Annotated in this window: 24 protein-coding genes; 9 read left to right on the forward strand and 15 right to left on the reverse strand. The window is 39.0% G+C overall.

All coding sequences use genetic code 11. The features are described 5' to 3' along the window. Positions 1-6 precede the first annotated feature (6 nt). From ligA to ACZ2V4_RS04280, 11 genes are all read right to left on the reverse strand, one after another. Positions 7-1,998, reverse strand: coding sequence for an NAD-dependent DNA ligase LigA (ligA, locus tag ACZ2V4_RS04230; RefSeq protein WP_420496166.1), 1,992 nt, complete (start codon positions 1,996-1,998; stop codon positions 7-9). Positions 1,999-2,001: 3 nt separating this feature from the next. After that, positions 2,002-4,167: a DNA helicase PcrA gene (gene pcrA, locus ACZ2V4_RS04235; RefSeq protein ID WP_219493028.1), complete on the reverse strand. Its 2,166-nt coding sequence runs from the start codon at positions 4,165-4,167 to the stop codon at positions 2,002-2,004. Continuing rightward, complete coding sequence (gene pcrB, locus ACZ2V4_RS04240) at positions 4,167-4,850, reverse strand: heptaprenylglyceryl phosphate synthase (RefSeq protein WP_219493029.1); 684 nt, start codon at positions 4,848-4,850, stop codon at positions 4,167-4,169. Before pcrB ends, pcrA begins: the two co-directional genes overlap by 1 nt. A gap of 104 nt (positions 4,851-4,954) precedes the next feature. Continuing rightward, the gene (locus ACZ2V4_RS04245) at positions 4,955-5,605 is read right to left on the reverse strand and encodes a M15 family metallopeptidase (RefSeq protein WP_219493030.1); all 651 of its coding nucleotides are present in this window, start codon (positions 5,603-5,605) and stop codon (positions 4,955-4,957) included. A gap of 13 nt (positions 5,606-5,618) precedes the next feature. Continuing rightward, positions 5,619-6,302: a M15 family metallopeptidase gene (locus ACZ2V4_RS04250; RefSeq protein WP_219493032.1), complete on the reverse strand. Its 684-nt coding sequence runs from the start codon at positions 6,300-6,302 to the stop codon at positions 5,619-5,621. A gap of 89 nt (positions 6,303-6,391) precedes the next feature. Beyond that, positions 6,392-6,688 carry a YerC/YecD family TrpR-related protein gene (locus tag ACZ2V4_RS04255; protein WP_219493034.1) on the reverse strand — a complete coding sequence of 99 codons (297 nt, stop codon included), beginning with the start codon at positions 6,686-6,688 and terminating at the stop codon, positions 6,392-6,394. 263 nt (positions 6,689-6,951) lie between these two features. Continuing rightward, positions 6,952-8,247, reverse strand: a complete 1,296-nt coding sequence (gene purB, locus ACZ2V4_RS04260; RefSeq protein WP_096075898.1) for an adenylosuccinate lyase — start codon at positions 8,245-8,247, stop codon at positions 6,952-6,954. A 181-nt stretch (positions 8,248-8,428) separates the two neighbouring features. Further along, positions 8,429-8,602, reverse strand: coding sequence for an NETI motif-containing protein (locus ACZ2V4_RS04265; RefSeq protein WP_490514531.1), 174 nt, complete (start codon positions 8,600-8,602; stop codon positions 8,429-8,431). Next, entirely contained in the window at positions 8,592-9,158 is a 567-nt protein-coding gene (locus ACZ2V4_RS04270; RefSeq protein ID WP_096075896.1) for a DUF2179 domain-containing protein, read from the reverse strand. Before ACZ2V4_RS04270 ends, ACZ2V4_RS04265 begins: the two co-directional genes overlap by 11 nt. A 67-nt stretch (positions 9,159-9,225) precedes the next feature. Further along, on the reverse strand, positions 9,226-10,044 hold the full coding sequence (gene nadE / locus ACZ2V4_RS04275; protein WP_219493036.1) for an NAD(+) synthase: 819 nt from the start codon (positions 10,042-10,044) through the stop codon (positions 9,226-9,228). Continuing rightward, positions 10,045-11,502, reverse strand: coding sequence for a nicotinate phosphoribosyltransferase (locus ACZ2V4_RS04280; RefSeq protein WP_490514532.1), 1,458 nt, complete (start codon positions 11,500-11,502; stop codon positions 10,045-10,047). 107 nt (positions 11,503-11,609) lie between these two features. Here ACZ2V4_RS04280 and ACZ2V4_RS04285 point away from each other — a divergent pair, with 107 nt between their 5' ends. Further along, the gene (locus ACZ2V4_RS04285; RefSeq protein WP_120786004.1) at positions 11,610-12,776 is read left to right on the forward strand and encodes an MFS transporter; all 1,167 of its coding nucleotides are present in this window, start codon (positions 11,610-11,612) and stop codon (positions 12,774-12,776) included. Between the two features lies 1 nt (position 12,777). Beyond that, complete coding sequence (locus ACZ2V4_RS04290) at positions 12,778-13,824, forward strand: nitric oxide synthase oxygenase (RefSeq protein WP_120786003.1); 1,047 nt, start codon at positions 12,778-12,780, stop codon at positions 13,822-13,824. 83 nt (positions 13,825-13,907) lie between these two features. On the opposite strand, the gene ACZ2V4_RS04295 is transcribed toward ACZ2V4_RS04290, so the two are convergent. Continuing rightward, positions 13,908-15,050, reverse strand: coding sequence for a glycosyl hydrolase family 28-related protein (locus ACZ2V4_RS04295; protein WP_420493932.1), 1,143 nt, complete (start codon positions 15,048-15,050; stop codon positions 13,908-13,910). A 69-nt stretch (positions 15,051-15,119) separates the two neighbouring features. Between ACZ2V4_RS04295 and ACZ2V4_RS04300 the strand changes: the two genes are divergently transcribed. The 3 genes from ACZ2V4_RS04300 to ACZ2V4_RS04310 are packed head-to-tail and all read left to right on the forward strand — an operon-like array spanning position 15,120 to position 16,919. Continuing rightward, positions 15,120-15,674: a cysteine hydrolase family protein gene (locus ACZ2V4_RS04300; RefSeq protein ID WP_283722458.1), complete on the forward strand. Its 555-nt coding sequence runs from the start codon at positions 15,120-15,122 to the stop codon at positions 15,672-15,674. A 45-nt stretch (positions 15,675-15,719) separates the two neighbouring features. Beyond that, on the forward strand, positions 15,720-16,640 hold the full coding sequence (locus ACZ2V4_RS04305; protein ID WP_219493049.1) for a manganese-dependent inorganic pyrophosphatase: 921 nt from the start codon (positions 15,720-15,722) through the stop codon (positions 16,638-16,640). A gap of 12 nt (positions 16,641-16,652) precedes the next feature. Next, complete coding sequence (locus tag ACZ2V4_RS04310) at positions 16,653-16,919, forward strand: GNAT family N-acetyltransferase (protein ID WP_308316822.1); 267 nt, start codon at positions 16,653-16,655, stop codon at positions 16,917-16,919. A gap of 117 nt (positions 16,920-17,036) precedes the next feature. Here ACZ2V4_RS04310 and ACZ2V4_RS04315 read toward each other — a convergent pair whose 3' ends face one another. Continuing rightward, positions 17,037-17,993, reverse strand: a complete 957-nt coding sequence (locus ACZ2V4_RS04315; RefSeq protein WP_219493050.1) for a Gfo/Idh/MocA family protein — start codon at positions 17,991-17,993, stop codon at positions 17,037-17,039. 66 nt (positions 17,994-18,059) lie between these two features. Between ACZ2V4_RS04315 and ACZ2V4_RS04320 the strand changes: the two genes are divergently transcribed. Next, the gene (locus ACZ2V4_RS04320; protein ID WP_490514533.1) at positions 18,060-19,430 is read left to right on the forward strand and encodes an aldehyde dehydrogenase; all 1,371 of its coding nucleotides are present in this window, start codon (positions 18,060-18,062) and stop codon (positions 19,428-19,430) included. A gap of 32 nt (positions 19,431-19,462) precedes the next feature. Here ACZ2V4_RS04320 and ACZ2V4_RS04325 read toward each other — a convergent pair whose 3' ends face one another. Continuing rightward, the gene (locus ACZ2V4_RS04325) at positions 19,463-20,236 is read right to left on the reverse strand and encodes a carbon-nitrogen family hydrolase (protein WP_490514534.1); all 774 of its coding nucleotides are present in this window, start codon (positions 20,234-20,236) and stop codon (positions 19,463-19,465) included. Positions 20,237-20,376: 140 nt separating this feature from the next. Between ACZ2V4_RS04325 and ACZ2V4_RS04330 the strand changes: the two genes are divergently transcribed. Beyond that, entirely contained in the window at positions 20,377-21,276 is a 900-nt protein-coding gene (locus tag ACZ2V4_RS04330) for a nuclease-related domain-containing protein (protein ID WP_219493053.1), read from the forward strand. A 351-nt stretch (positions 21,277-21,627) separates the two neighbouring features. On the opposite strand, the gene pglS is transcribed toward ACZ2V4_RS04330, so the two are convergent. Continuing rightward, a complete protein-coding gene (gene pglS / locus ACZ2V4_RS04335; protein ID WP_219493054.1) occupies positions 21,628-22,647 on the reverse strand; it encodes a 6-phosphogluconolactonase in 1,020 nt (339 codons plus the stop codon). A gap of 209 nt (positions 22,648-22,856) precedes the next feature. Between pglS and ACZ2V4_RS04340 the strand changes: the two genes are divergently transcribed. Further along, positions 22,857-24,365, forward strand: coding sequence for an aminotransferase class I/II-fold pyridoxal phosphate-dependent enzyme (locus ACZ2V4_RS04340; protein WP_490514535.1), 1,509 nt, complete (start codon positions 22,857-22,859; stop codon positions 24,363-24,365). A 2-nt stretch (positions 24,366-24,367) separates the two neighbouring features. Beyond that, positions 24,368-24,793, forward strand: a complete 426-nt coding sequence (gene speD / locus ACZ2V4_RS04345) for an adenosylmethionine decarboxylase (RefSeq protein ID WP_015912161.1) — start codon at positions 24,368-24,370, stop codon at positions 24,791-24,793. The last annotated feature ends 6 nt before the right edge of the window (positions 24,794-24,799 follow it).

Raw genomic sequence — 24,799 nt, forward strand, 5'->3', positions numbered from 1 at the left:
CCCCTCTTAATTTCGTAATGCATCCACCATCATTTGCTCCGTCCATACAGGAATTCCGAGTGACTCTGCTTTTTCTCTCTTGCTACCGGCATCACTACCTGCAATAACAATATCTGTCTTCTTCGTTACAGAACTTGTCACCTTTGCACCAAGGTTCGTTAATGCTTTCGTTGCTTCGCTACGAGACATGATAGTAAGTTTACCTGTTAAAACAATCGTCTTCTCGCCGAATACCGGATGAATTTCGATATCATCTTTCGTAACCCCAGTATAGCGCATATTTACACCATATTGTTCTAGTTTTTCAAGCAGATGAATGATGTCTTCATTTTGCAAGTAAGTGACTAAAGACTGTGCCATCTTCTCACCAATATCATCAATTTGTGTCAATGTTTCAACTGTGGCATTCTTTAAATTATCCATCGTTCCAAATTCCTGTGCAAGCACCATACTCGCCTTTGCACCTAGATGTCTGATACCTAATCCAAAGAGCAGCCGTTCCAGTGAATTGGCCTTAGAAGCTTCTATCGCTGCCAGTAATTTATCGACTTTCTTCTCTCCCATACGTTCTAAAGATAAGAGTCGTTCACGTTGTAACGTATATAGATCTGCAACGTCATTTATAATATCTTCATTGTATAAGACTTCGACGATACGTTCCCCTAAACCATCAATGTTCATCGCCGTTCTGGAAACGAAATGGATCACACCTTCTACAAGTTTCGCATCACATTTCGGATTGATGCAGCGCAAAGCCACTTCCCCTTCAATGCGTACCAGTTCATGACCACACGACGGGCAAATTTCAGGCATATGGTACGGCTCAGTATCGTCAGGTCTTCTGTCCAATACGACGCGCACTACTTCAGGTATAATCTCTCCTGCTTTTCTTATAACGACCGAATCACCGATGCGTATATCTTTCTCGTGAATTAAATCCTCATTATGCAGCGACGCACGTCCTACAGTAGTACCCGCTACTTTCACCGGCTCTAAAATTGCAGTCGGTGTTACAACACCAGTACGCCCGATAGACAGCTCGATATCCTTTAATGTCGTTATGACTTCTTCAGCAGGAAATTTATAGGCAATCGCCCACTTCGGACTTTTCGCCGTAAAACCGAGCTCATCCTGCTTACTTAAATCGTTTACCTTAATGACGATACCGTCAATATCATAGGCTAGATCATTGCGCGCTTCTGTCCAGTATTTAATATACTCGAACACTTCTTTCATATTACGACAAAGCTTTCGTTCATGATTCGTTTTAAAGCCGATTTCGTCTAACTTGTCTAAAGCTTCACTTTGACTTTGTGCATCAAGCTCTCTTAAATCGTTCACACTGTATAGGAAGATATCTAACTTACGTTTCGCAGTAAGCTTAGAGTCCAGCTGTCTTAATGAACCTGCTGCAGCATTTCGTGGATTTGCAGCTAGCTGTTCTCCAACCTTTTCCCGATATGCATTAAGCGCAAGGAATGACTTTCTAGGCATATAGGCTTCACCACGCACTTCAAAAGTGAGCGGTACAGATAACGTCAATGGTATCGCATGAATGGTCTTTAAATTCTGCGTGATGTTCTCACCCGTTGTACCATCACCACGCGTTAAACCTTGAACGAATACACCATCGACATACTTCAGTGATACTGCAAGACCATCAATTTTCAGTTCAACCATATATTCCACTTCGCCGACTTCATCTTTAACACGCTTATCAAATGCCAGCAAATCTTCTTCGCTGAAGGCGTTGCCAAGACTTAACATCGGTGTATCATGATCAACTTTCTCAAATGCAGAGACCGGTGTCCCACCTACACGCACAGTCGGAGAATCATCCGTCTTCAGTTCTGGATGCTCACGTTCAATATCAATCAGTTCGTGCAGTAACTTATCATATTCACTATCAGGTACAGAAGGATTATCCTGTACATGGTATTCATAGTTATACTGGTGTAGCAACTGATGCAGTTCTGTTACTCTCTGTTCAATATTCATACATTACTCCTTCTTTTCAATTGGGGCAAACTGGCTTAACAGTCGCTTCATCCCTACAGATTTGAAAATGATATCCAGTTCTGTTGAACCACCTTTATCTGTCACATTGCTGATTAATCCTTCTCCCCATGATTTATGCATTACTTTGTCACCAACTTTATAGGTAGCTTGAGCTTGAGCAGCAGAAGCCGCTTGCGTCATTCTACGTGCTGGTCCGCGTTTAACACCTGCTGGAAACTTTCTCGCTACTGGTATATCCAGAATATCCTCTGGAATTTCAGAGATAAATCTCGACTTCTTATTCGCTTGTGTTCGGCCGAATAAGTTACGCATCTCAGCATGAGATAAATAAAGATGTTCTTCTGCCCTTGTAATTGCAACGTACATTAAACGACGTTCCTCTTCCATCTCGCTATCACTATTCAAGCTACGGCTATGCGGGAATATCGACTCTTCAAGACCTGCAACAAAGACGACTTTAAACTCTAAGCCCTTTGCTGAGTGCATCGTCATCAGCGTAACTCCCGCTTCTAAATCTGCATTGTCAACATCTGCAACGAGTTGTAAATCTGTCAGGAAATTAATTAAGGACTGTTCTTCAACTGGCGTGTCCTTTTCATAATCTTTCGGCACATTCATAAACTCCTGAATGTTCTCAATACGTGACTGTGATTCTAAAGTATTCTCTGCTTCAAGCATCTTCATATAACCCGATTTATCGAGCAGTGTCTGGGTTAATTCCGTAATAGATAAGAATTCCTGCTGCTTCATTAAGTTGTCCATCATTGTATAGAATTCAACGAGTTTCTCTGTCGTCTTCTTCGGCAGTCCGATAAAATCTACTTCAGCTAGTGCATCAAAGTAACTCAGACCATTATGCTCTGCATAAGCGATAATCTTATCTAGTGCACCAGGCCCTATACCGCGTTTTGGTGTATTGATAATTCGCGTAAAACTGATATCTTCGTTGCTATTAGCAACAAGGCGAAGATAACTAAGCAGGTCTTTAATTTCTTTTCTGTCATAGAACTTTGTGCCTCCGACCATCGTATAGCTGATGTTTGATTTCATCAGCGTTTCCTCGATAACACGAGACTGTGCATTCGTTCGATACAGTATTGCCATATCACTAAGCGCATAGTTTTCACGCTTTTTCTTCAATATCTCTGAAACGATATACTCCGCTTCTGCACGTTCTGACATCGCTTTATAGTAGTTGATCTTAGAGCCATGGTCGTTGTCTGTCCAAAGTGCTTTCGGTTTGCGTTCTGTATTATTTTTGATCACTTCATTTGCAGCAAACAGAATATTTTTCGTCGAGCGATAATTACGTTCTAAAAAGATCGTCTTAGCATCTTTATAATCATCTTCAAAGCTTAAGATGTTATAAATATCTGCCCCACGCCAGCCGTATATCGACTGATCCGAGTCACCGACGACACAAATATTCTTAAATTTATCGGCAAGCATCTTCACGAGTAGATACTGCGCTCTATTTGTATCCTGATACTCGTCGACATGGATATACTGAAACTTCGACTGGTAATAATCCAGAACTTCAGGGACACGTTCAAACAGTTGAATCGTCGTCATAATGAGGTCGTCAAAGTCCAGTGCATGATTCTTAAGCAGCACGCGCTGGTACTCTGCATAAACTTTGCTGATCATCATACTCATAAAGTCACTCGCTGCCTCAATCGCATCATCAGGTGATTTCATTTCATTCTTTAAGTTCGAAATTTCTGCAACGAACATACGTGGATCATACTTCTTCGGATCGATATTCTCACGTTTTAATATATCCTTAACGACAGAACGCTGATCTGTTGGGTCTAATATCGTAAAGTTACGCTCAATACCGATACGGTCAATATCACGTCTTAATATACGGACACACATCGAGTGGAATGTTGATATCCAGATAACATCACTCTCGTCACCGATAATCTTCTTGACACGTTCTTTCATTTCTTTCGCCGCTTTATTCGTAAATGTGATTGCTAGAATCTTATAAGGTGAAACATCTTTCTCATCAATTAAATAAGCGATGCGATGTGTCAGCACGCGTGTCTTACCAGAACCTGCTCCTGCCATAATAAGAAGTGGGCCTTCTGTCGTCATCACTGCCTGACGCTGCTCTTCATTCATATGTTTTAATAAATCATTCATTATAATCCTACCTTTACTGTTTGTAATGCTGCCTTAATATCTGTATAGATGACGTTCCCAACGACAATTGTATCTGCGACTTCAAGCATCTCTTGTGCGCGTGCGCGTGAATCAATACCTCCACCATATATCAGACGCGTAGATTTCAGTTTTCGTTTTGCAGCCTTAACCATTTCCACATCACCATAGGTTCCGCTATATTCTATATACATTGTCTTCAGCTTATATACTTCCTCAATCATCTCAGCATAGGCTTCAATATCCTCTGTCGATAATACTGTATTCGCCTTCGTTAGCTGCGCCACTTTACTCTCTTTGTTAAGTACAATATAGCCCTCTAATGTAAACAGGTCATAATCAATCATATGACCGAACTGTTTAATTGCTTCGTGCAGTATTCCATTGTGAAACGCTACATCCGAACTGTTAAGTACAGAAGGAATCATATAATGATCAAATCCTGGTATCGCACTTTCCAAAGTCGATAATTCTAGTACGCAAGGGACTGTATATCTCCTTACACGGCTCATTAAATCGAGTACATTATCTACCGTTACATTATCAGATCCACCGATAAAGATGGCATCTGTTCCTGACTCGCAAATAAGCTCCAGGTGTGCATCGCTAATTTCTTTCGCTGGATCTAACTTAAATACATGTTGCCAATCTTTCACTTCGTACATAATGTCTCTCCTTTAAATATTATTATTGTATATTATATCATTTATCATTCATAACATTAAAAAAAGAGAGGATGAGATTTTACAATTTCTTCTCATGCTCTCTATTATTGTACTGTCTGATCTTTCGGGTATAATCCAAGATATTCTTCAAGTGTTATGTTCTTAGTAAATATATCTTTTGCAATCTTTGTGCCAACATATCGCACATGCCATGACTCATACTGATACCCTGTAATATTTGACTTACCTTCAGGATACCTGATGATAAATCCATATTTATGTGCATTTTGTGCCAGCCATTCTCCTTCAGTCGTATCACCAAATGAAATCGTTAAATCTTTCGCAGAGTCAACAGAGCCAATATCAAAGGAAAGTCCTGTCTGATGTTCAGAGTAACCAGGGCGTGCACTATAAGTGTCTGCATTCGCATCTCGTGCTTTAAACTCTTTATATAGTTTTTCCTGCATCTGATAAGAACGATAGCCACTTCTTACAACGAGATATTCTTTATCTTTCTTGGCATCTTTAATCATCTGATCTAATTTCATACGCGCGTATCGATTCTCTCCAGGATTGAAATCAGCAGGCAATCTAATTTTCTTATTAACGATGAGTATATCATTAATATATGTAACGCCATTACGCGTTATGCGTTCATATTTCGGTGATGCTACATATGTGTCTTTCTGTGTGACAACTTGTTCATTTGAACAGGCAGCTAAACACACAATAATGATGATGAGTAATTTCTTCATGCTGTTTAACCCCTTATTTTAGACCGAGATATTCTTCTAATGTGAGGCCACTTTCATATACCTTCTCCGCTGTAGGTTGCCCTAGATATCTTAAATGCCACGGTTCATACTGGTACCCCGTAATATCAGTTTTTCCTTTCGGATATCGTATGATGAACCCATATTCATGGGCATGACTTTTCAGCCACTTACCTTCTTTTGTATCCTCAAAAGATTCCATAAAATCGTCTGTGCCTTCAATATTACCTAAATCAAATGCAAGTCCCGTCTGATGTTCAGAATGACCAGGGCGTGCACTATAGGTGTCTGCCTTCTTCTGTCCATCTCTTGTAACATACTGGTTATATAGTGATGCTTGCGTCTCATAACTTCTAAAGGCACTACGGAGTACGAAGTTTAATCCGTCTTCGTTCCCTGCAGCGATCAACTCATTTAAATGCTGATTTGCCACCTGACTCACATCTGGATGATACGTTTTTGGAAGTGCTATATCTTTATTTACGATGAGAATTCCATCGATATAGGTGATTCCGTCTTTTATTTCTTTGTGATGTGTCGTTGCTCCTTGCTTTTCTTTAACTTGTACCGTTTCTTTTTTATTGTTTTGAGTCTTGTCTTTAGTTTCAACAGGTGCTTTACCCTCTTGGCAAGCAGTAAGCAGCATTGCCGACAACAGTATTACAAATAATTTTCTCACAGATTCTCCTCTTTTCATTTTTCTATTATATGATGAAAAAAGTACCGAATCAATAAAGACCCAGTACCTGTAAATATTAATTGTCTACGTTATTCTTCTTCATCCAATCGATTTAAGACGAGCGTATATGCATCGTTCCCCCATTGAAGTGAACGTTTCACACGTGAAATAGTAGCGGTAGATGCACCTGATTCCTTTTCAATAGAAGCATACGTATGTCCTTGCTTAATCATTTTCGCAACAAGCAGACGTTGGGATAACGACTGTAATTCATTCACTGTACATAAATCATCAAAGAACAAATAACATTCTTCGCGTGTCTTAAGTGTCAGTATAGCATCAAATAAGTCATCCAGTTGCTTCCCTCTAAGTTTGTCAATTTGCAAAATACTCAGCTCCCTTCAAACTCTTTCATAGTATAATTTTATATCAGCAATATATAGAAGTACAGATAAAACATTTAGCTTTCCGAAACTGATCATTGATTTTGATTCCTTTTATACGATTATCCAATCTTTAATATAATCAAGTTCCTTTTACATTGCCGTACATCCTATTGTATTTCAATATACCTTTATTAAACCACGAAACTTTAATTCTTTAAAGTAAAAAACCGCCTACAATCGTAAGCGGTTTAATAAAGTGTGATTTATTCTAATCCAGCGCGGCGGAACAATGTATCGATTTGATTTAAATGGTGATTCTCGTTGAAACACTCATCAAGTTCTTCTTTCGATAATAAGTCAGTAATCTTGCTATCTTGCTCAACTAGCTCACGGAATGGCGTCTTCGTTGCCCATGATTCCATCGCTTTCGGTTGAACAGTATCGTACGCTTCTTCACGAACCATACCTTTATCGATTAACGTAAGCATGACGCGTTGTGAATAGATTAAGCCGAATGTCTTCTCCATATTTGCTTTCATGTTATCTTCGTAAACTGTTAAGTTATCGATGATGTTCGTGAAACGATTTAACATGTAGTCTAACGCAATCGTTACGTCCGGTAACATAATACGTTCAGCAGATGAATGTGAAATATCACGTTCATGCCATAATGGTACATTTTCGTAAGCTGTTGTTAAGTAGCCACGAATAACACGTGCGATACCTGTAACATTCTCTGAACCGATTGGATTACGCTTATGCGGCATTGCAGAAGATCCTTTTTGACCTTTAGCAAATGCTTCTTCAACTTCACGTGTTTCAGTCTTTTGGAGACCACGTACTTCTACTGCAAACTTCTCAATTGATGTAGCAATTAAGCTTAATGTAGCAATGTAGTAAGCATGACGGTCACGTTGCAGCGTTTGTGTTGAAATTTCAGCATATCCTAATCCTAATTTCTCACAAACATAGCTTTCAATTTCAGGTGGAATGTTTGCAAACGTACCTACTGCGCCACTCATCTTACCAACTTCGATCTCTTTACGCACTTCTTTAAAACGCTTTAAGTTACGCTGCATTTCCATGTACCATAACGCCATCTTTAAACCGAATGTTGTCGGTTCAGCATGTACACCGTGCGTTCTACCCATCATGAGTGTTGTTTTATGCTTTAATGCTTTTTGTTTTAATACTTCGATGAACCTTTCAAGATCTTTCTCGATAATGTCATTCGCTTGTTTAATCACATAGCTTAACGCTGTATCCACTACATCTGTACTCGTTAAACCGTAGTGCACCCATTTCTTCTCTTCTCCTAATGTTTCAGATACTTGACGTGTAAAAGCAACAACGTCATGACGTGTTTCCATCTCAATTTCTTTTGCGCGTTCAACATCAACACGAGCATTCTGACGGATTAACTTCACATCTTCTTTAGGGATATATCCTAATTCTGCCCAAGCTTCACTTGCAAGTATCTCAACTTCTAACCAAGCCTCAAATCTGTTTTGTTCCGTCCAGATGTTTGACATCTCTTCTCTTGAATAACGTTCAATCATGAATAGATTCCTCCGTAAATGTTTTATCTTAATCAGTATAACAAACTTTTAAAATTCCGTACATTTTTTATTTATTCATTTATAAAGTTCGTGTATTTTATGCTACACCTTCTATTTTAACAGATATTTCGATGAGATAAAATTCTCATTAAAAAAACGGCCCTGAACGGACCGATTTTCATTATTGAATCTTTTTACCAGTAAAAATAATCTGTTCTTTATACACTTCTATTTCACCTTTTTCATTTTCACGAAAAATTGGCTTTTGAAATCTTTTTACTGGTGCATAACCTGATTGCTTCATGCGTTCTAAACATTGTGTAATTGTTTCATCGTCTTTAACTTCAAACTTCATCTGTATCATACGCCTTTAACTTTTTACTGCGCACACCTTTAACCCAGAATCCACCATGAATATTCTTAGGCTCATATGCAATGATAAATGCTTTCGGATCAAGCTGCTTCACTGTGTCCATTAATTTAAGTTCAAAACGACGTGGGGTTAAAATTTGCATTACAAGACGATCACCATCACGGCCATGTGCTGCATAGTGCGTTACACCGTAACCTAGGTCACGCAAAGTTTTCGGAATTTCCTTATCATATTCCGCAGTCGTCACATTGATAACGATATAGCCTAATGCAATCATTTCTTCAATCTTCATCCCTACAATAATCCCTGCACCAAATCCTAATGCATAAGCGATGATGTTTTCTATCTTATCTAGACCATTCATTACCATACCTAATCCTACGATATAGACAAGTACTTCTAATACTGAAACAAAGGCTGCGAGATATCTATAACCTTTAAGTGTCAGAATCATACGCATCGTTAAGAACGATACATAAAAAATATTGATAACAAATATTAATAGCACGGTAATCCATGGGTTATCTATTGCCGGCACTGTAATCCCCCCTATAAAAAATCATTCTTAAATTCTACTACTGAAGATAAGGGTTTGCAATGGTAATTTATTTTATGAGTTCCTCGATTGAATAACGTGTGATCGGAAGCATACGCTTATGCTGAGTTTTTATATAATGACTTTCTATCTTTTCTCGAGACTCAGCATCTACTGTCTTACCTTCAAGGTAGTCATCGATTGCTTCATAAGTCACACCGAGTGCGACTTCGTCAGGCAATTGTGGTTTATCTTCTTCCAGGTCAGCTGTCGGAACTTTTTCATATAGATGAACCGGACAACCTAGATACTTCAGGATAGATTTACCTTGACGCTTATTTAAGCCGGCAAGGGGGAATATGTCGGCTCCGCCATCTCCAAATTTCGTGTAGAACCCTGTAATACTTTCTGCCGCATGATCTGTTCCGATAACTATGCCTTCCGTTGCAGCGGCGATCGAGTACTGTGCCTTCATACGTTCACGTGCTTTTTCATTACCTTTTTGGAAATCTGTTAACGTAATTTCTGCTCTTTTCAATGTTTCAATACTAGCATCTACAGCTTTTTTAATATTAATCGTAATTACTTTGTCAGGTTGAATAAAAGCTATTGCATCTTCGCAATCCTGTTCGTCTTTTTGAACACCGTATGGTAATCGCACTGCAATAAATTCGATATCGCGCTCTGACTTGAGTTCATCCACCGCCATCTGGCAAAGCTTACCGCAAAGTGTTGAATCCTGTCCTCCTGAAATTCCAAGCACTAGTGATTTTATAAAAGGATAGCGCTGAACATATGTCTTGATAAAGTTAATGATTTCACGCGTTTCTTCTCCGGCATCAATGGATGGCTTTGTCTTTAATATTTCAATAATTTGTTGTTGGAGCATCTATTTCACTTCTTTCACCTTATTGGAAACTTCATAAATTTCCTGATTTTTATTTTCCCAGCATAATAAGCTCAGATCTACTGGATACTCTTCGGGATTCAAATAACGAATCGCCTCTTCCCACAGAAGATTCAAATTATCCTGTAAGTACTTACGTGACACTTCCAGTGATGGCACTTCATATACAAGTTTTCCACCTACAAAGATGTCCTGATGCAAGTCTCTCGCAGTAAAATCATTGATCCACTTTTGCTTATACGTATGAATCGGATGGAACATCTTTAATGGTTTCTCTTTAGAGGGATCTTCAAAGTCCAGTGTAATATAATCTCCTTCAGACTTATTTGTCTGATTGTTGATAATACGATATACCTTCTTCTTACCAGGAGTCGTCACCTTTTCTGCATTATTTGAAATTTTGATACGATCTTCTAGTTGCCCTGCTTTATTCTCTATTGCAACAAGTTTGTATACTGCACCAAGTGCCGGCTGATCGAATGCTGTAATGAGTTTCGTACCGATACCCCACGCTGTAATCTTAGCCCCTTGCTGTTTGAGTGCAATAATCGTTTCTTCGTCTAGATCATTAGATGCAAATATTTTAGCATCAGGAAAACCTGCTTCATCGAGCATGCGACGTGCTTCCTTTGAAAGATATGCTAAGTCACCTGAGTCAAGGCGAATTCCGACGAAATTAATCTTATCGCCTAACTCTTTAGCAACACGAATAGCATTCGGCATACCTGATTTCAGTGTATGGAAAGTATCCACCAGGAACACACAGTTTTTATGACGTTCTGCATATTTCTTAAACGCCACATACTCATCATCATAGGCTTGAACCATCGCATGTGCGTGTGTTCCGGCAACCGGAATATCGAACAATTTGCCCGCACGCACATTACTTGTTGAGTCAAACCCCGCGATATACGCTGCACGTGTTCCCCAGATTGCTGCATCTAATTCCTGAGCACGGCGTGTTCCGAACTCCATGACGATTTCATCGCCAACAACCTGTTTAATACGGCTTGCCTTCGTTGCAATCAATACTTGGAAGTTGACGATGTTCAATATCGCTGTCTCAAGTAGCTGCGCCTGAATTAAAGGTGCTTCTATTCGTAATAACGGCTCATTGTTGAAACATACTTCCCCTTCCTGCATCGAACGGATATTACCTGTAAACTTCAAATCCTTCAAATAAGACAAATAGTCCTCTTTGTAGCCGAGAGTCTTCAAATATGCGATATCTGTTTCTGAGAACTTGAAACCTTTCACATACTCTATCACGCGTTCAAGACCTGCAAACACTGCATATCCATTATCAAACGGCATGCTACGAAAATAGACATCAAATACTGCAGTCTGCTCATGAATACCATCATTCCAGTATGTTTCTCCCATATTAATCTGGTATAGATCTGTGTGTAACATCAAGCTATCATCTTGGTAGTTGTACATCCTCTTCTCCCCTATTCAATAAGCTCATATTAATTTCATATTACCATAGTGAATTCATTTAGGCATCGCTTTAACATTCTGTTACAATTAATGCAAGGAGGCATCATATGTTCAAGAAAAATTTCATCATTTTATCTATCATCGTATCAATTTCCGGCATGACTCAAGGGATGCTGTTGCCACTCATCGCGATTATCTTCGAGCACGATAATGTATCGACATTCGTCAACGGACTTCATGCCTCATCCATATACATCGGCGTCTTTTTAGCCTCATTATTCTTAGAAGGATTACTCAGAAAGTTCGGTTATAAGAACCTTATTATTATAGGAGGAGCCATCATATTCTTGTCGCTCGGACTCTTTCCGATACTTAAGAATATGACGATCTGGTTCATATTAAGATTGCTTGTCGGGGTGGGGGATAATATGCTGCACTTCTCAACGCAATCATGGCTTACAGAATCAACACCGAGACATAAACTCGGACGTATCATTTCAATTTATGGTCTTAGTTTTTCAGCAGGTTTTATGGTCGGACCGTTATTATCTAAACTGTATGACATACATGAAGCACTGCCTTTTGTAGCAAGCAGTTTACTCACGTTATGTGCCTGCAGTTTAATACTATTACTGAAAAACCAGTATCCTGAAGTTCAGACCTCGAACATTTCACTAAAGAACACAACTGCAAACTTCGGCAAGGTGATGAAGACGAGCTGGGTCGCATTCTTATTTCCTATGATGTATGGTGTGCTGGAAGCATGTTTAAACAGCAATTTCCCGGTGTTCGCCATGAAAAATGGCGTCGATGTAAACTTAATCATCTTAATCATTCCTGCGTATAGTTTAGGTGCAATTCTGTTTCAAATACCCTTAGGTATGATTTCAGATAAAGTAAATCGTAATGTGCTGTTATCCATCGTGACATTTATCGGTGCGTGTATCTTTATATTATGTCAATTCTTTACAAGTAATGGTTATGTATTACTCGCTCTTTTCTTTATCGCCGGAATTTTTATCGGGTCACTTTATTCACTAGGCGTGACATTGATGACAGAAATCACACCGAAAGTACTCTTGCCAGCAGGAAATTTAATGTGCGGGCTCATATTCAGTGTCGGTAGTATTACAGGACCGATTATCGGCGGGATGACGATTCAGTTCTCGCACAACACACAATTTTTCAGCTTTATTGCTGTCATACTCCTACTCATCAGTATGGCTACAATTTATGATTACAGAAAACGACTGACAATTAGAAATGAGGGATGACATGGTCATCAATGAAGCAAAAGCTTTCATTACACAATTCTATAAAGAACAGTGCTTCAGCGAACAATTAATGAAAGCACGTATTAAAGAAGTAGAAAGAGAAATAGAAGAAACAGGTACATATACACATACATTTGAAGAACTGGAATACGGCGCACGCGTTGCATGGCGTAACAGCAATCGCTGTATCGGCAGACTATTCTGGGATAAGTTGAAAGTTATAGATAACAGACATATTGAAAGTGAAGCAGCATTTATCGAAGCAATCGAACATCATATTGATAGCGCAACGAACGATGGAATGATCATACCGACAATTACAATATTTGCTGATGCAAATAAACAGCGAATAAACCTCTATAACGACCAGCTCATCCGTTATAGTGATGACCCGATTGTGCGTGAGACGAAAGCACTCATCGAACATACAGGGTATACAAATTTCGGTAAGTTCTTACCTCTTCTGTATTCGATTGATGGCACATTTAAGACATATGAAATCAACCCGGACATCATTAAAGAAGTTACTATCACACACCCGGAACACGAAGCATTCAATCAATTAAATCTCGCATGGTATGCGGTACCGATTATTTCAAGTATGGACTTAAAAATTGGCGGAATCACATACCCGCTAGTTCCATTTAATGGTTGGTATATGGAAAGCGAAATCGCAAGCAGGAACTTCCTCGATGACTACCGTTATGACAAGATGAAAGAAATCGCAGAAGCATTCGGATTCGATACGACGACAACAACAAGTTACTGGAGAGACAGAACCGTTGTAGAGATGAACTATGCGGTATATCACTCATTCAAACAGCACGGTGTCTCAATTGTGGATCACTATACCGCAAGTAGACAATTCGCACGCTTCGAACAAAATGAAGCGGACGAAGGCAGAAGTGTAACGGGGGACTGGACTTGGCTCATACCACCGATCTCTCCATCAATCGTGCACAACTTCCATAAAGGTTATAAGAATATATACAACACCCCGAATTTCTATTACAAGAAAAAGGTTGGCAAATGCCCTTTCAGTACGTAGAGAACAATAAAAGATAGCGAGAAACAATCGTTTCTCACTATCTTTTTACTTTTTTCCTCGTGTCTAAACGCTCGTGTCACGACCTACTTCTCCCCTACATTCTCTGATGCGACTTCAATCACATCAAAGAAGTCATCCACTTCTTCTTTTTTAATATTTTTCAAGTTTTTATTCTGTGCACAGACAACGTGGGTTGCGTGTCCTATTTTCACAGAGCATGCGTCGTTTTCAAAGTCATTGTCGACGATATAGATATCTTTATTTTTAGTTCCTTCATAGCTTTGGAAGAGTATTGCATGTTTTTCTTTAATGCCTTTAAATGTGTTTCGTCTAATAACTGTAAGCTCTCCCGCTGCTCCTTTATGCACATGACCGGTTAAGTCTGTCGTATACTTACCACTTTTTGTTGAACGGTATCGAATACCGCCTGCACAGTCGATAAATTCATTGTCGTGAATATGCAGTACTTTTGATTTTAGGAATGTCAGTGCATAGTCGCCCATGCCTTCGAATATATTATTTCGCACTGTTATGTTTTCATAGTAAACTTCGTGATGACTCGCATGTGAGCCGATCGCACGGTTCCATGGTTTCATTAAGGGATCTCCAGAGTTTCCGAAATAGCAATTTTCGATAATAACATTTTTCGTCGGCGTTGCATCGTATGCACCAAACTTTGGAAACGAATCTTTCAGCTGCAGGTCAATCTGAATCGCTTCACTGAATGCACGCGCTCCACTGTCATCGCGAAATCCGAGAAACTTACATCCTGTTACTTTAAATCCATCTAAGCCGCACGCATCGATGGCATGTCCTTGTACAACGTTTTTGAATGTAACGTCTTTAATCGTTATTTCTCGCGCATGCCCAAGCGACATAATCGTGTTGTTAAAGTTCAGCACGTGGCCGTTCTGGTTGAATGTGCCTCCTTCAATTGTAATGAAACTGTTGCCATCATATCCTTTAAACTGATCGCCTTTATTCCCATTCTTAAGCAGTGCAAACGGACTCATCCTGATAATTTCTGCATCTTTATGCAGATGTAAGTGCGTATGTTTGTAAATAACAAGTTCCTTTGATATGTAATACTTACCTTCTGGAACATATATTTTTACGGGATGTTGCTTTGCTATATTAAGTGCGCGCTGAAATCCTATCGTATCAAAGATAATATTTTTACCTTTTGCGCCATAATTTAACACGTTTACTTTTTTCAATAATTCCACCTACATCTCTTTTATATTATAATGTTGAGTATACCCGTTTTACGTAAATTATGTTAAGGAGTGATTGTTTTGAAGGATGCTTTAATTATTGTAGATTATTCGTATGACTTCGTTGCGCTTAATGGTAAATTGACTTGTGGTGAGCCCGCAATCACTTTAGAATCATCACTTGCTTCTAAGTGGGAACACTATGTGAATGCCGGAAAACCGGTATATGTGCTGATGGATTTACATTTTGAAAATGATATACATCACCCCGAATCGAAACTCTTCCCGCCACATAACATTGAAGGTACGGATGGCAGAAAGCTATATGGAAAGCTTGATGCGTTATATCAAAGAGATGAAGAGAAGGACAATGTCTACTGGTTAGACAAACGTCGTTATAGCGCATTCAGTGGTACACCATTACATCAGCTGCTTACAGAACGTCATATTAACAATATTGAGCTCGCTGGCGTATGTACAGATATTTGTGTATTACATACTGCAATGGACGGTTATAACTTAGGTTATGAAATGTACGTTGACGAACGTGCAGTTGCGTCGTTTAACCCCATCGGTCATACGTATGCGCTGGAACATTTCAAAAATGTACTGGGCATGACTGTAGATAGCGAATAACAATCGTGATAAACTAATAACAAACATGATTAAAGGAGAAGAACTATGACAATTTTAACATTCGGACATCAAAATCCAGATACAGATACTATTACTTCAGCTTTAGTAATGGCTGATTTGCAAAAAGCTTTAGGTAAAGATATCGAAGCTGTACGTTTAGGTGATATTAACGGTGAAACTGAATATGCATTAAACAAATTCGGCGTAGAAGCACCAAGATTAATCGAGAGTCTAGACAAAGAAGAAGTTATTTTAGTTGACCATAACGAATTCCAGCAATCAGCACCGGGAATTGAAGAAGCAACAATCTTAATGGTAGTAGACCACCACCGTATTGCGAACTTTGAAACTGCTGGTCCACTTCACTACCGTGCTGAGCCCGTAGGATGCACTGCAACGATCTTACGTAAGATGTATAAAGAAAGCGATGTAGAAATCAAACCTGAAATCGCTGGTTTAATGCTTTCTGCAATCATCTCAGATACTTTATTATTCAAGTCTCCAACTTGTACAGATGAAGATGTAAAAGCAGCTGAAGCGTTAGCAGAGATCGCGAATATCGACCTCCAGTCATACGGCCTTGAAATGTTAAAAGCAGGTGCATCTACGAAAGACAAAACTGCTGAGGAATTATTAAACATCGATGCGAAGTCATTTGCGATGGGAAATCACGAAGTACGCGTAGCACAAGTTAACACTGTTGATATCGACGAAGTACTCGCACGTCAGGATGAATTAGAACAAGCAATCAACGCTGAAACTGCACAAGAAGGCTATGCATTATTCGTTCTTGTAGTCACTGATATCTTAAACTCAAACTCTAAGGTTTTAGCACTAGGACAACAACAGCCTGCAGTAGAGAAAGCGTTTAACGTAGCACTTGATCAAAACACAGCATTATTAGAAGGCGTTGTGTCTCGTAAGAAACAAGTTGTACCACAATTAACTGCAGCACTTACTGAATAAGGAGTGATAATGATGGAAATATTACAAGGAAATAATAAGTTCTATGTTGGTAATGAAGCATCACCTGACGCTGAAATTACGTTCCAGCCCTCAGGCGATGCGATTGTAATTGATCACACATATACAGACCCTAAGTTGCGTGGACAAGGTATCGCGAAACAGCTTGTTGAACGTGCAGTAGATTACGCGCGCGAGCATAACTTGAAGATTGTACCACTCTGCCCTTATGCACGTGTTGTAATGGAAAGAGACCCTGAGATGCAGTCACTCATTAAATAACACAAAAGCGCGATTCGTAAATACGAATCGCGCTTTCGATTTGAAAGAATGAAAAAATGGTATGCATTTATTATAAACTGAATTATCTGAATAATCAATATTATTTTTGTATCTTTATTAAAATAATAAATCCATCTGTGCTTTTAGTTCATCAATTAACTGCATCGTCATACGTGATGTCTTATTGTTCATATCATCCTGCTGCGCAGTGACACATTTAATAAAATGCTCAATCTCATATTGCATCGGCTGACCATCACAGCTAAATGTCTCTATGACTTCGCCACTGCGCTTCATTTTTACGATTTGAGAGGGTGCGGAGATTTTATCTATAGTAATAATACCTTCTTCTCCTATGATTTCTGAAGGCTGGTGGCTGTCGATAATTTTTGAGAAGCTTAATAACGCTGTCATATCATGATAGTTACAAATTACGGTTCCTTGACAATCTGCACCAGTCGATAAAATTTTCCCAGTTGACTGCACGCTTTTAGGATAGCCAAATAAATCAACGAGCGGGCTGATTGTGTACACACCAAGGTCCATCAATGCACCATTTCCAAGTTCGGGTTTAAAAGCATTTTCGATGATTCCTTCCTTGTACTTATCATATCGTGATGAATATTGGTTATAATGAAAGTTAACACGTCTAATCGTGCCAATCTCTTCAATCCATGATTTTAGTTTTAAATAGGCAGGAGAATAGATACTTTTCATGGCTTCCATAAAGTATACGCCATTATTCTCTTGTGCCTGCACCATTAGATTGAAGTTCTTTAAAGAAGTTGTTATTGGCTTTTCGCATAGCACATGCTTTTTATGATTCATTGCTTGAATCGCCTGTTGATGATGGAGTATATTGGGGGTAGCGATATATACGGCATCGAGTGCTTCATCTTCTAGAAATGCATCAAAGTTATCAGTAAAGTTCGGAATATGGTGGCGCTCGCTAAACATCTCTGCTTTATCCAGTGTTCTAGAATACACGCTATGGAGTTCGAATTCATCCGTTACTTTGCCCGCTTCGATAAAACGATCCGTTATCCAGTTCGTTCCGATAATTCCAAATTTCATAGTAACACCTCGTAATTAAGTTTTTTTATAGTATACCCTATTTCTAAATAGATGGAGGCTAAATTTATGTTAAATTCAGAAATTCAAAATGTACGCGATTTCTTTCAAACACAATCGACAAAAGATATAAAATTCAGAAAGAAATATTTGAAAGCTTTGAAGAAATCTATAAAGAAACATGAACCTGATATTCTAGACGCACTGAAAAGTGACCTTGGAAAGAATATGGTGGAGGCATATGCAACAGAAGTTGGATTCGTTATGAAAGAGTTATCATATATTATTAAAGAACTTAAAAACTGGGCAAAGACAAAGTCTGTTACAACCCCGATGATGCAGTTTCCAGCAAAGAGCTTTATCAAATATGAACCATACGGCACCGTGCTTATTATCGGTCCATTTAACTATCCATTTCAGCTCGTGATGTCACCGCTTATCGGTGCACTTGCTGCGGGGAACTGTGCAGTCGTGAAACCTTCAGAAATGACACCGCAGACAAGCATGGTCGTTCAGGAAATATTAGAAGAAGTATTCCCTGAAGATTACGTAAAAGTTGTCCAAGGCGAGAAAGAAGTAACGTCACAGTTACTCGATGAGCGCTTCGACTATATTTTCTTTACAGGCAGCACCAAAGTCGGACAAATCGTCTATGAGAAAGCGAGTAAACATTTAACACCAGTAACACTAGAACTTGGTGGCAAGAGCCCCGTCATTATCGATGATACTGCTAATCTTAAAGTGGCTGCTGAACGCATCGCATTCGGTAAGTTTATGAATGCGGGTCAGACGTGCGTCGCTCCAGACTACGTTATAATAGATAACACAGTGAAGATGAAGTTCGTGAAGGCATTACAGACAACAATCCAGGAGTTTTATGGTGCTCAAATAGAACAGAGTGAAGACTTCGGTCGCATCGTTAATGATAATCACTTCAACCGCTTAGTCAATATAATAGAAGACAGTCGTCAACAAGTCATTTATGGCGGAGAGAGCAATGCTGATGAACTGTTTGTTGCGCCTACCATTATTCTTGATCCTGAGCTCAGCAACAACGTGATGCAGCAGGAAATCTTCGGTCCAATATTACCGATTATCGGCTATGATACGTTCAATGAAGTGTATGATATCGTTGAGCAGTATGAGAAGCCGCTTGCACTTTATCTCTTCACTGAAGACAGTGATCAAATAACAGCAGTATTTAATCGTCTGTCATTTGGCGGAGGATGCGTTAATGACACAATCTTGCATCTTGCAAATCCAAACCTTCCTTTTGGTGGTGTTGGGCACTCAGGTATCGGAAGCTATCACGGGAAATATTCATTTGAATTATTCAGCCATGAAAAGAGCTATATTACAAAGAGTACAAAGCTTGAATCTGGTTTACTCTTCCCACCCTACAAAGGAAAATTCAAATATGTAAAACAATTGTTTAAATAAAAAGCAGTCGGGACATCAATTCCCGACTGCTTTTAATATAGTTCCGGACGTCTTGAGTTCATCACTGGTATAGACGACTTCACTTCTTTACTATAATCCAGGTCAACAGATACCTTTAACGTTGCCTCTGCTGTTTCAAGTGTTTCTACTAACGTGCCAAGTGGATTGATTACTTTCGACTGTCCACCAAACTTTTCTTCCCTACAGTAACCGACATTATTACACGCGATAACATAGACCTGATTCTCAATCGCACGTGCATAGAGCAGCTTATTGAAAGCATCAATGCGTGAAGCTGGCCACTCCGCAACGACAAAGAGCACTTCTATACCTTCTAAAGCAAGCTTCCTTGAAATCTCAGGGAAACGCAGGTCATAACAGATGATAACACCCATCTTTATCTCGTCTAATGTGAAAGTTTGAATATGATTCCCCGCTGTTAAATATTTCGGTTCATCCAGCATCGGTACGAGATGCACTTTATCATATTGGTGCACAATTTCGCCATCGTGATCAATAACAACACTCCTATTGAAGATACGGCCGTGAGACTTTACAGCTATTGAACCCCCGACAATATGCACATGATGCACCTTCGCCATCTCTTGTAACACACGAATCTCGCGAGTTCCATCTTCATCCGCAAGCTCATTTAATTCATCCAGCACATAAGAAGTATTCCACATCTCAGGAAGAACGACAATCTCTATAATTTCATCCAGTGCGCTGATCCATTTTCTTATCTTTGCAATGTTTTCATCAGGATTTCCAGGAATAATCTCCATTTGATAGATTGCACACTTCATTTTAAAACTCCTCTCGTTTTTTATGTACTTACATGTATAAAAAATAATTAATACTAATTTTTACAGTTTTAAATTTACCTTTTACACCACATTTACACTTAGCAATTATAATATAAATATCACAATACAAGGAGCAGACAATGATATTACAACATCGCAAAATGGATAACAAACTTGTCTACAAATTACAGATTGCTCGTCGAACTCAAGTTAGCAACAATAAACTTAAAGAATTAGAATATAGCCTTAGAGGTTATTTTGGTGAAGTGGCGTTTGATAAATTATCGGATAAATCCTTGAATAAGGGCATCACATTAAGGAACTTGAATTACATTGTCAACAATAAAACATTTCAGATAGACAGCTTAATTTTAATGAATGGTGATTTATATATATTTGAAGTTAAAGATTTTACATCAGATTTATACTATGTTGATGGACAATATTATTATGCAGATCAATCACCTTGTGAGCGAATCAATAACCAGATGGAACGAACACCTAAATTATTTACTCTCCTTTTAAAAAATTCTCAACTGCATTATAACTTCCACTATTATCACGCTTTCATCAATCCCACACATAAAGTATATGGCTATCACGCAACAGATAAGATTTTAGAACAAGCTAGAATATGTAAATTTATTAGCGAGAACAGTCAAATGCCTGTTGGTGCATACGATATAGAGTGTTGTGAAAAACTACTAAGTTTACAAGATACTTCAGATCCCTTTAATTTCAGAACTCCTCACAACTTTCACAATTTTAAAAAAGGAGTCTTGTGCGAATGTATGAAATCATTTTACACAAAACATTCTAACAGAAAATATAAATGCTCATCGTGTAATAAAATCATTGATTGTGATCACTTATTGGATAGTGCGATTCAAGAGATTAAATTAATATTTCCTGACGAACGTATCACGACACATATATTAAAAGCGTGGACTAAAGGTTTAGTGAGTCGTGAGAAGATTCGCTTATTCTTAAACAAGCGATATAGACGTCATCAGCTAGGAAGCATCATTTATTATGAGTGAAATTGGCGCCATGCCAATTTCATCTGCTTTTTCCCTCGCGAATTTGGCGCCATGCCAATTTCATCTGCTTTTTCCCTCGCGAATTTGGCGCCATGCCAATTTCATCTGCTTTTTCTCTCGCGAATTTGGCGCCGTGCCAATTTCATCTGCTTTTTCTCTCGCGAATTTGGCGCCGTGCCAATTTCATCTGCTTTTTCTCTCACGAATTTGGCGCCGTGCCAATTTCATCTGCTTTTTCCCTCACGAAGTTGGCGCCATGCCAATTTCATCTGCTTTTTCCCTCACGAAGTTGGCGCCATGCCAATTTCATCTGCAAAAAATACCGGACATTCTCATCCGGTATCATCTTCCTTATAAAAATTGCACGCATACTGCTTCTGGTGCACGTGCACTATCATCCAATAATGTTAAGCGTCCTGTCTGCTCGTCACGCTCGAACAAACTTAACACACCGTCTCTTTCATGTGCACATACTAAATATTTATCGCTGTTATCAATATTGAAGTCACGTGGCCAATCGCCTTGTGTAGATATAATTTCAACCAGTTCTAGCGCTTCACCTTCACCTTGTACTTTATACACTGCAATAGACTGATGTCCGCGGTTTGATGCGTAAACAAATTGCTGATCGTGGCTCATTCTTATTGCTGCACCTTGTGAGTGGCCTGTAAAGTCTTCAGGTAACGCCGAATATTTCTCTTTCATTTCAAACTTGCCGTCATTATAAGACAACACCACAACTTCATTGCTTAACTCAGTGAATAAGTACGCATACTTCCCGTTCTCATGGAAGATTAAATGTCTTGGCCCCATGCCCGGTTCTACATCTAATACGCCGACTTGCTTAAATCCTTCATCACCGAACGTAAATGTAATCACTTCGTCTGTTCCTAAATCTACAGCAACTGCATATCCATCCGGTGTTTCCTGAATATAGTGCGTATGTGCATTATCTTGACGTTCTTCGTTCGGTCCACTACCTTGCTGCTGATGTGTATCGATAAGTTGTACTACTGCTCCATTGTCATCTAATGCATAAAGTCTCACTATTCCTGATCCATACACCGCTTCTAATAGATACTTCCCATCACGGCTGATCCATAAGTGACAACCACTGTCTGTAGATTCCAGTAAATCATTGATTACTGTAAGTTCTTCACCGATCTGATAGCTTTGAATCCCTGCACCTTGCTCGTCTTTTTTAATGCCATATAACTTATCACCATGCTTTTGGATGTAAGTCGATGCCCCTACTTCATAGCCTGTTTCTACTGATGTAATCTTTTTCAGGTCAGTATCTATTTCAAAGGTATAAATCCCTTTGCCATCATTTTTTGTATAAGAACCTAATAACCCTTTAATTTTAGTCATGTTAACGCCTCCTCATAGTCATATTAACAAATCCTATATAACATTGCTCATGAGAACACACAAAAAACTTTCAAAAATCTAAAAATTTTTGTTGCGTTAAGTTTAGTAATACATTACAATTTGTTTGGTATTAATAAATGACAGTCTTACATAACTATTTGTTAAGTAAAACTAATATTTAAATCTTTCCCAATTTTAAGGAGTGTCCAATGATTCATACACATTCCCAAAAGGTTTTACACAGTATCGACAAAGGCAAACATAACGTTACGCCTTTATTTACTGCCTTAAAAGAATATGAAGCACAAAACGTCACAAGCTTTGATGTACCTGGTCATAAGCGTGGCATCGATTCTGATTATGCACTCAACTATTATGGCACGCGCACATTACGTCATGACGTGAATTCTATGCCGACTTTAGATAACTTTGATCATCCGACAAGCGTGATACATGATGCGCAAGCCTTAATGGCTGATCTGTTTCTAGCAGATGAAGCACACTTTTTATTAAATGGTACAACGTCTGGCATTCAGGCGATGATTCTGTCAGCACTCAAACCCAAAGATAAATTGCTACTTCCTAGAAACGTTCATAAATCTGTGCTGAATGCGATGGCACTTGCTGATGTCACACCTGTATATATGGTGCCTGAGTTCGATACAGAATACGGGATTGCACACAACATCAGTGTTGATACAGTACGCAAAACGATTGCTGCGCATCCTGATGCAAAGGCACTATTCATTATGAATCCGACTTATTTCGGTGCAGTAAGCGACTTGAAGGAGATTGTCTTTATTGCGCATAGCGCTGGGATACCTGTTCTTGTGGATGAGGCACATGGCGCACATTACCGCTTCTCAGAACACTTACCACTGTCCAGTATGGAAGCTGGTGCAGATATGGCAGCAACGAGCTTACATAAGACAGGCGGTTCGTTCACTCAGACGAGCGCATTATTATTTAACAGCCAGCTGATTGATAAGCATAAAGTAAAGAGCATCATCAATATGCTGACGTCAACATCGGCGTCATTCCTGCTCATGTCATCACTTGATATTGCACGTCAGCATTTAGCGCTGCACGGTGCAGAGAAGATCAACAATGTATTGTCACTTGTTCAGTCATTCAGAGAAAGAATCAATAAAATTCCCGGATTCTACATGTTAGAACCAGAGAAATTTAGCAACAAATATCAGCAGCAGTTAGACGAAACTAAACTCACAATCTATATTGATCATCGTCTTGATTTATCAGGTTTTGAAGTGTATCACACGCTGCGTAGCGTTTACGATATTCAGATGGAACTTGCAGAACCTAATATCGTGATGGGGATTGTTTCATTTATGGATAATGAAGCTGAACTCAATAAGCTCTATGATGCACTCGCACACATCAGCATTAAACACTTTAATCCTGACAAACCTTTCGTTCCACCGATTCTGAAGCAGATGTCGATTCCGATGCAGAAGATGGGTTTAAGAGATGTCTTCTATTCAGAGACTAGAGTTGTCCAGATTGAAGATGCCCTTAATGAAATATGTGCAGAAAGTTTAATGATCTATCCACCAGGTATTCCAATCCTGATGGCCGGTGAAATGATTACCCAGGAAGTCATCGACTACTGGAAATTTATTAACGATCAGCCCATCATCAAGATTGGCGCAGAAAACAAAAATGAAGTATTTATAATTGATCATAAGGGAGATACTTAATAATGAAGTTAACAACACTTGGAAGACACGTTTTAATCGAATACTATAACTGTGACAAAGATATTTTAAAAGACCATGATAAGGTAGAAGCAATCATGAATGAAGCTGCCCGCGTAAGTGGTGCGACAATCGTTGAGAGCTGTTTCCATACATTCAATCCGTACGGTGTAAGTGGTGCTGTTATCATCTCAGAGTCACATTTAACAATTCATACATGGCCTGAATATGGCTATGCATCAGTTGATGTATTCACTTGCGGAGATACAGTTGACCCTTGGCGTGCTGAAGATTATCTCCAAAAAGCATTGAAAGCTGAACTTTCAGATTCATATGAAATCGGTCGTGGTATGGCTGATAAGATCCACAAATATTCTAATGGTGAAATCGTCGTAGAATCATTCAAACCTGTTGAAGTAGCAGCTAAATAAGGAGGA

This window comes from Macrococcus sp. CoH-51_TC_04 (genome assembly GCF_058188655.1).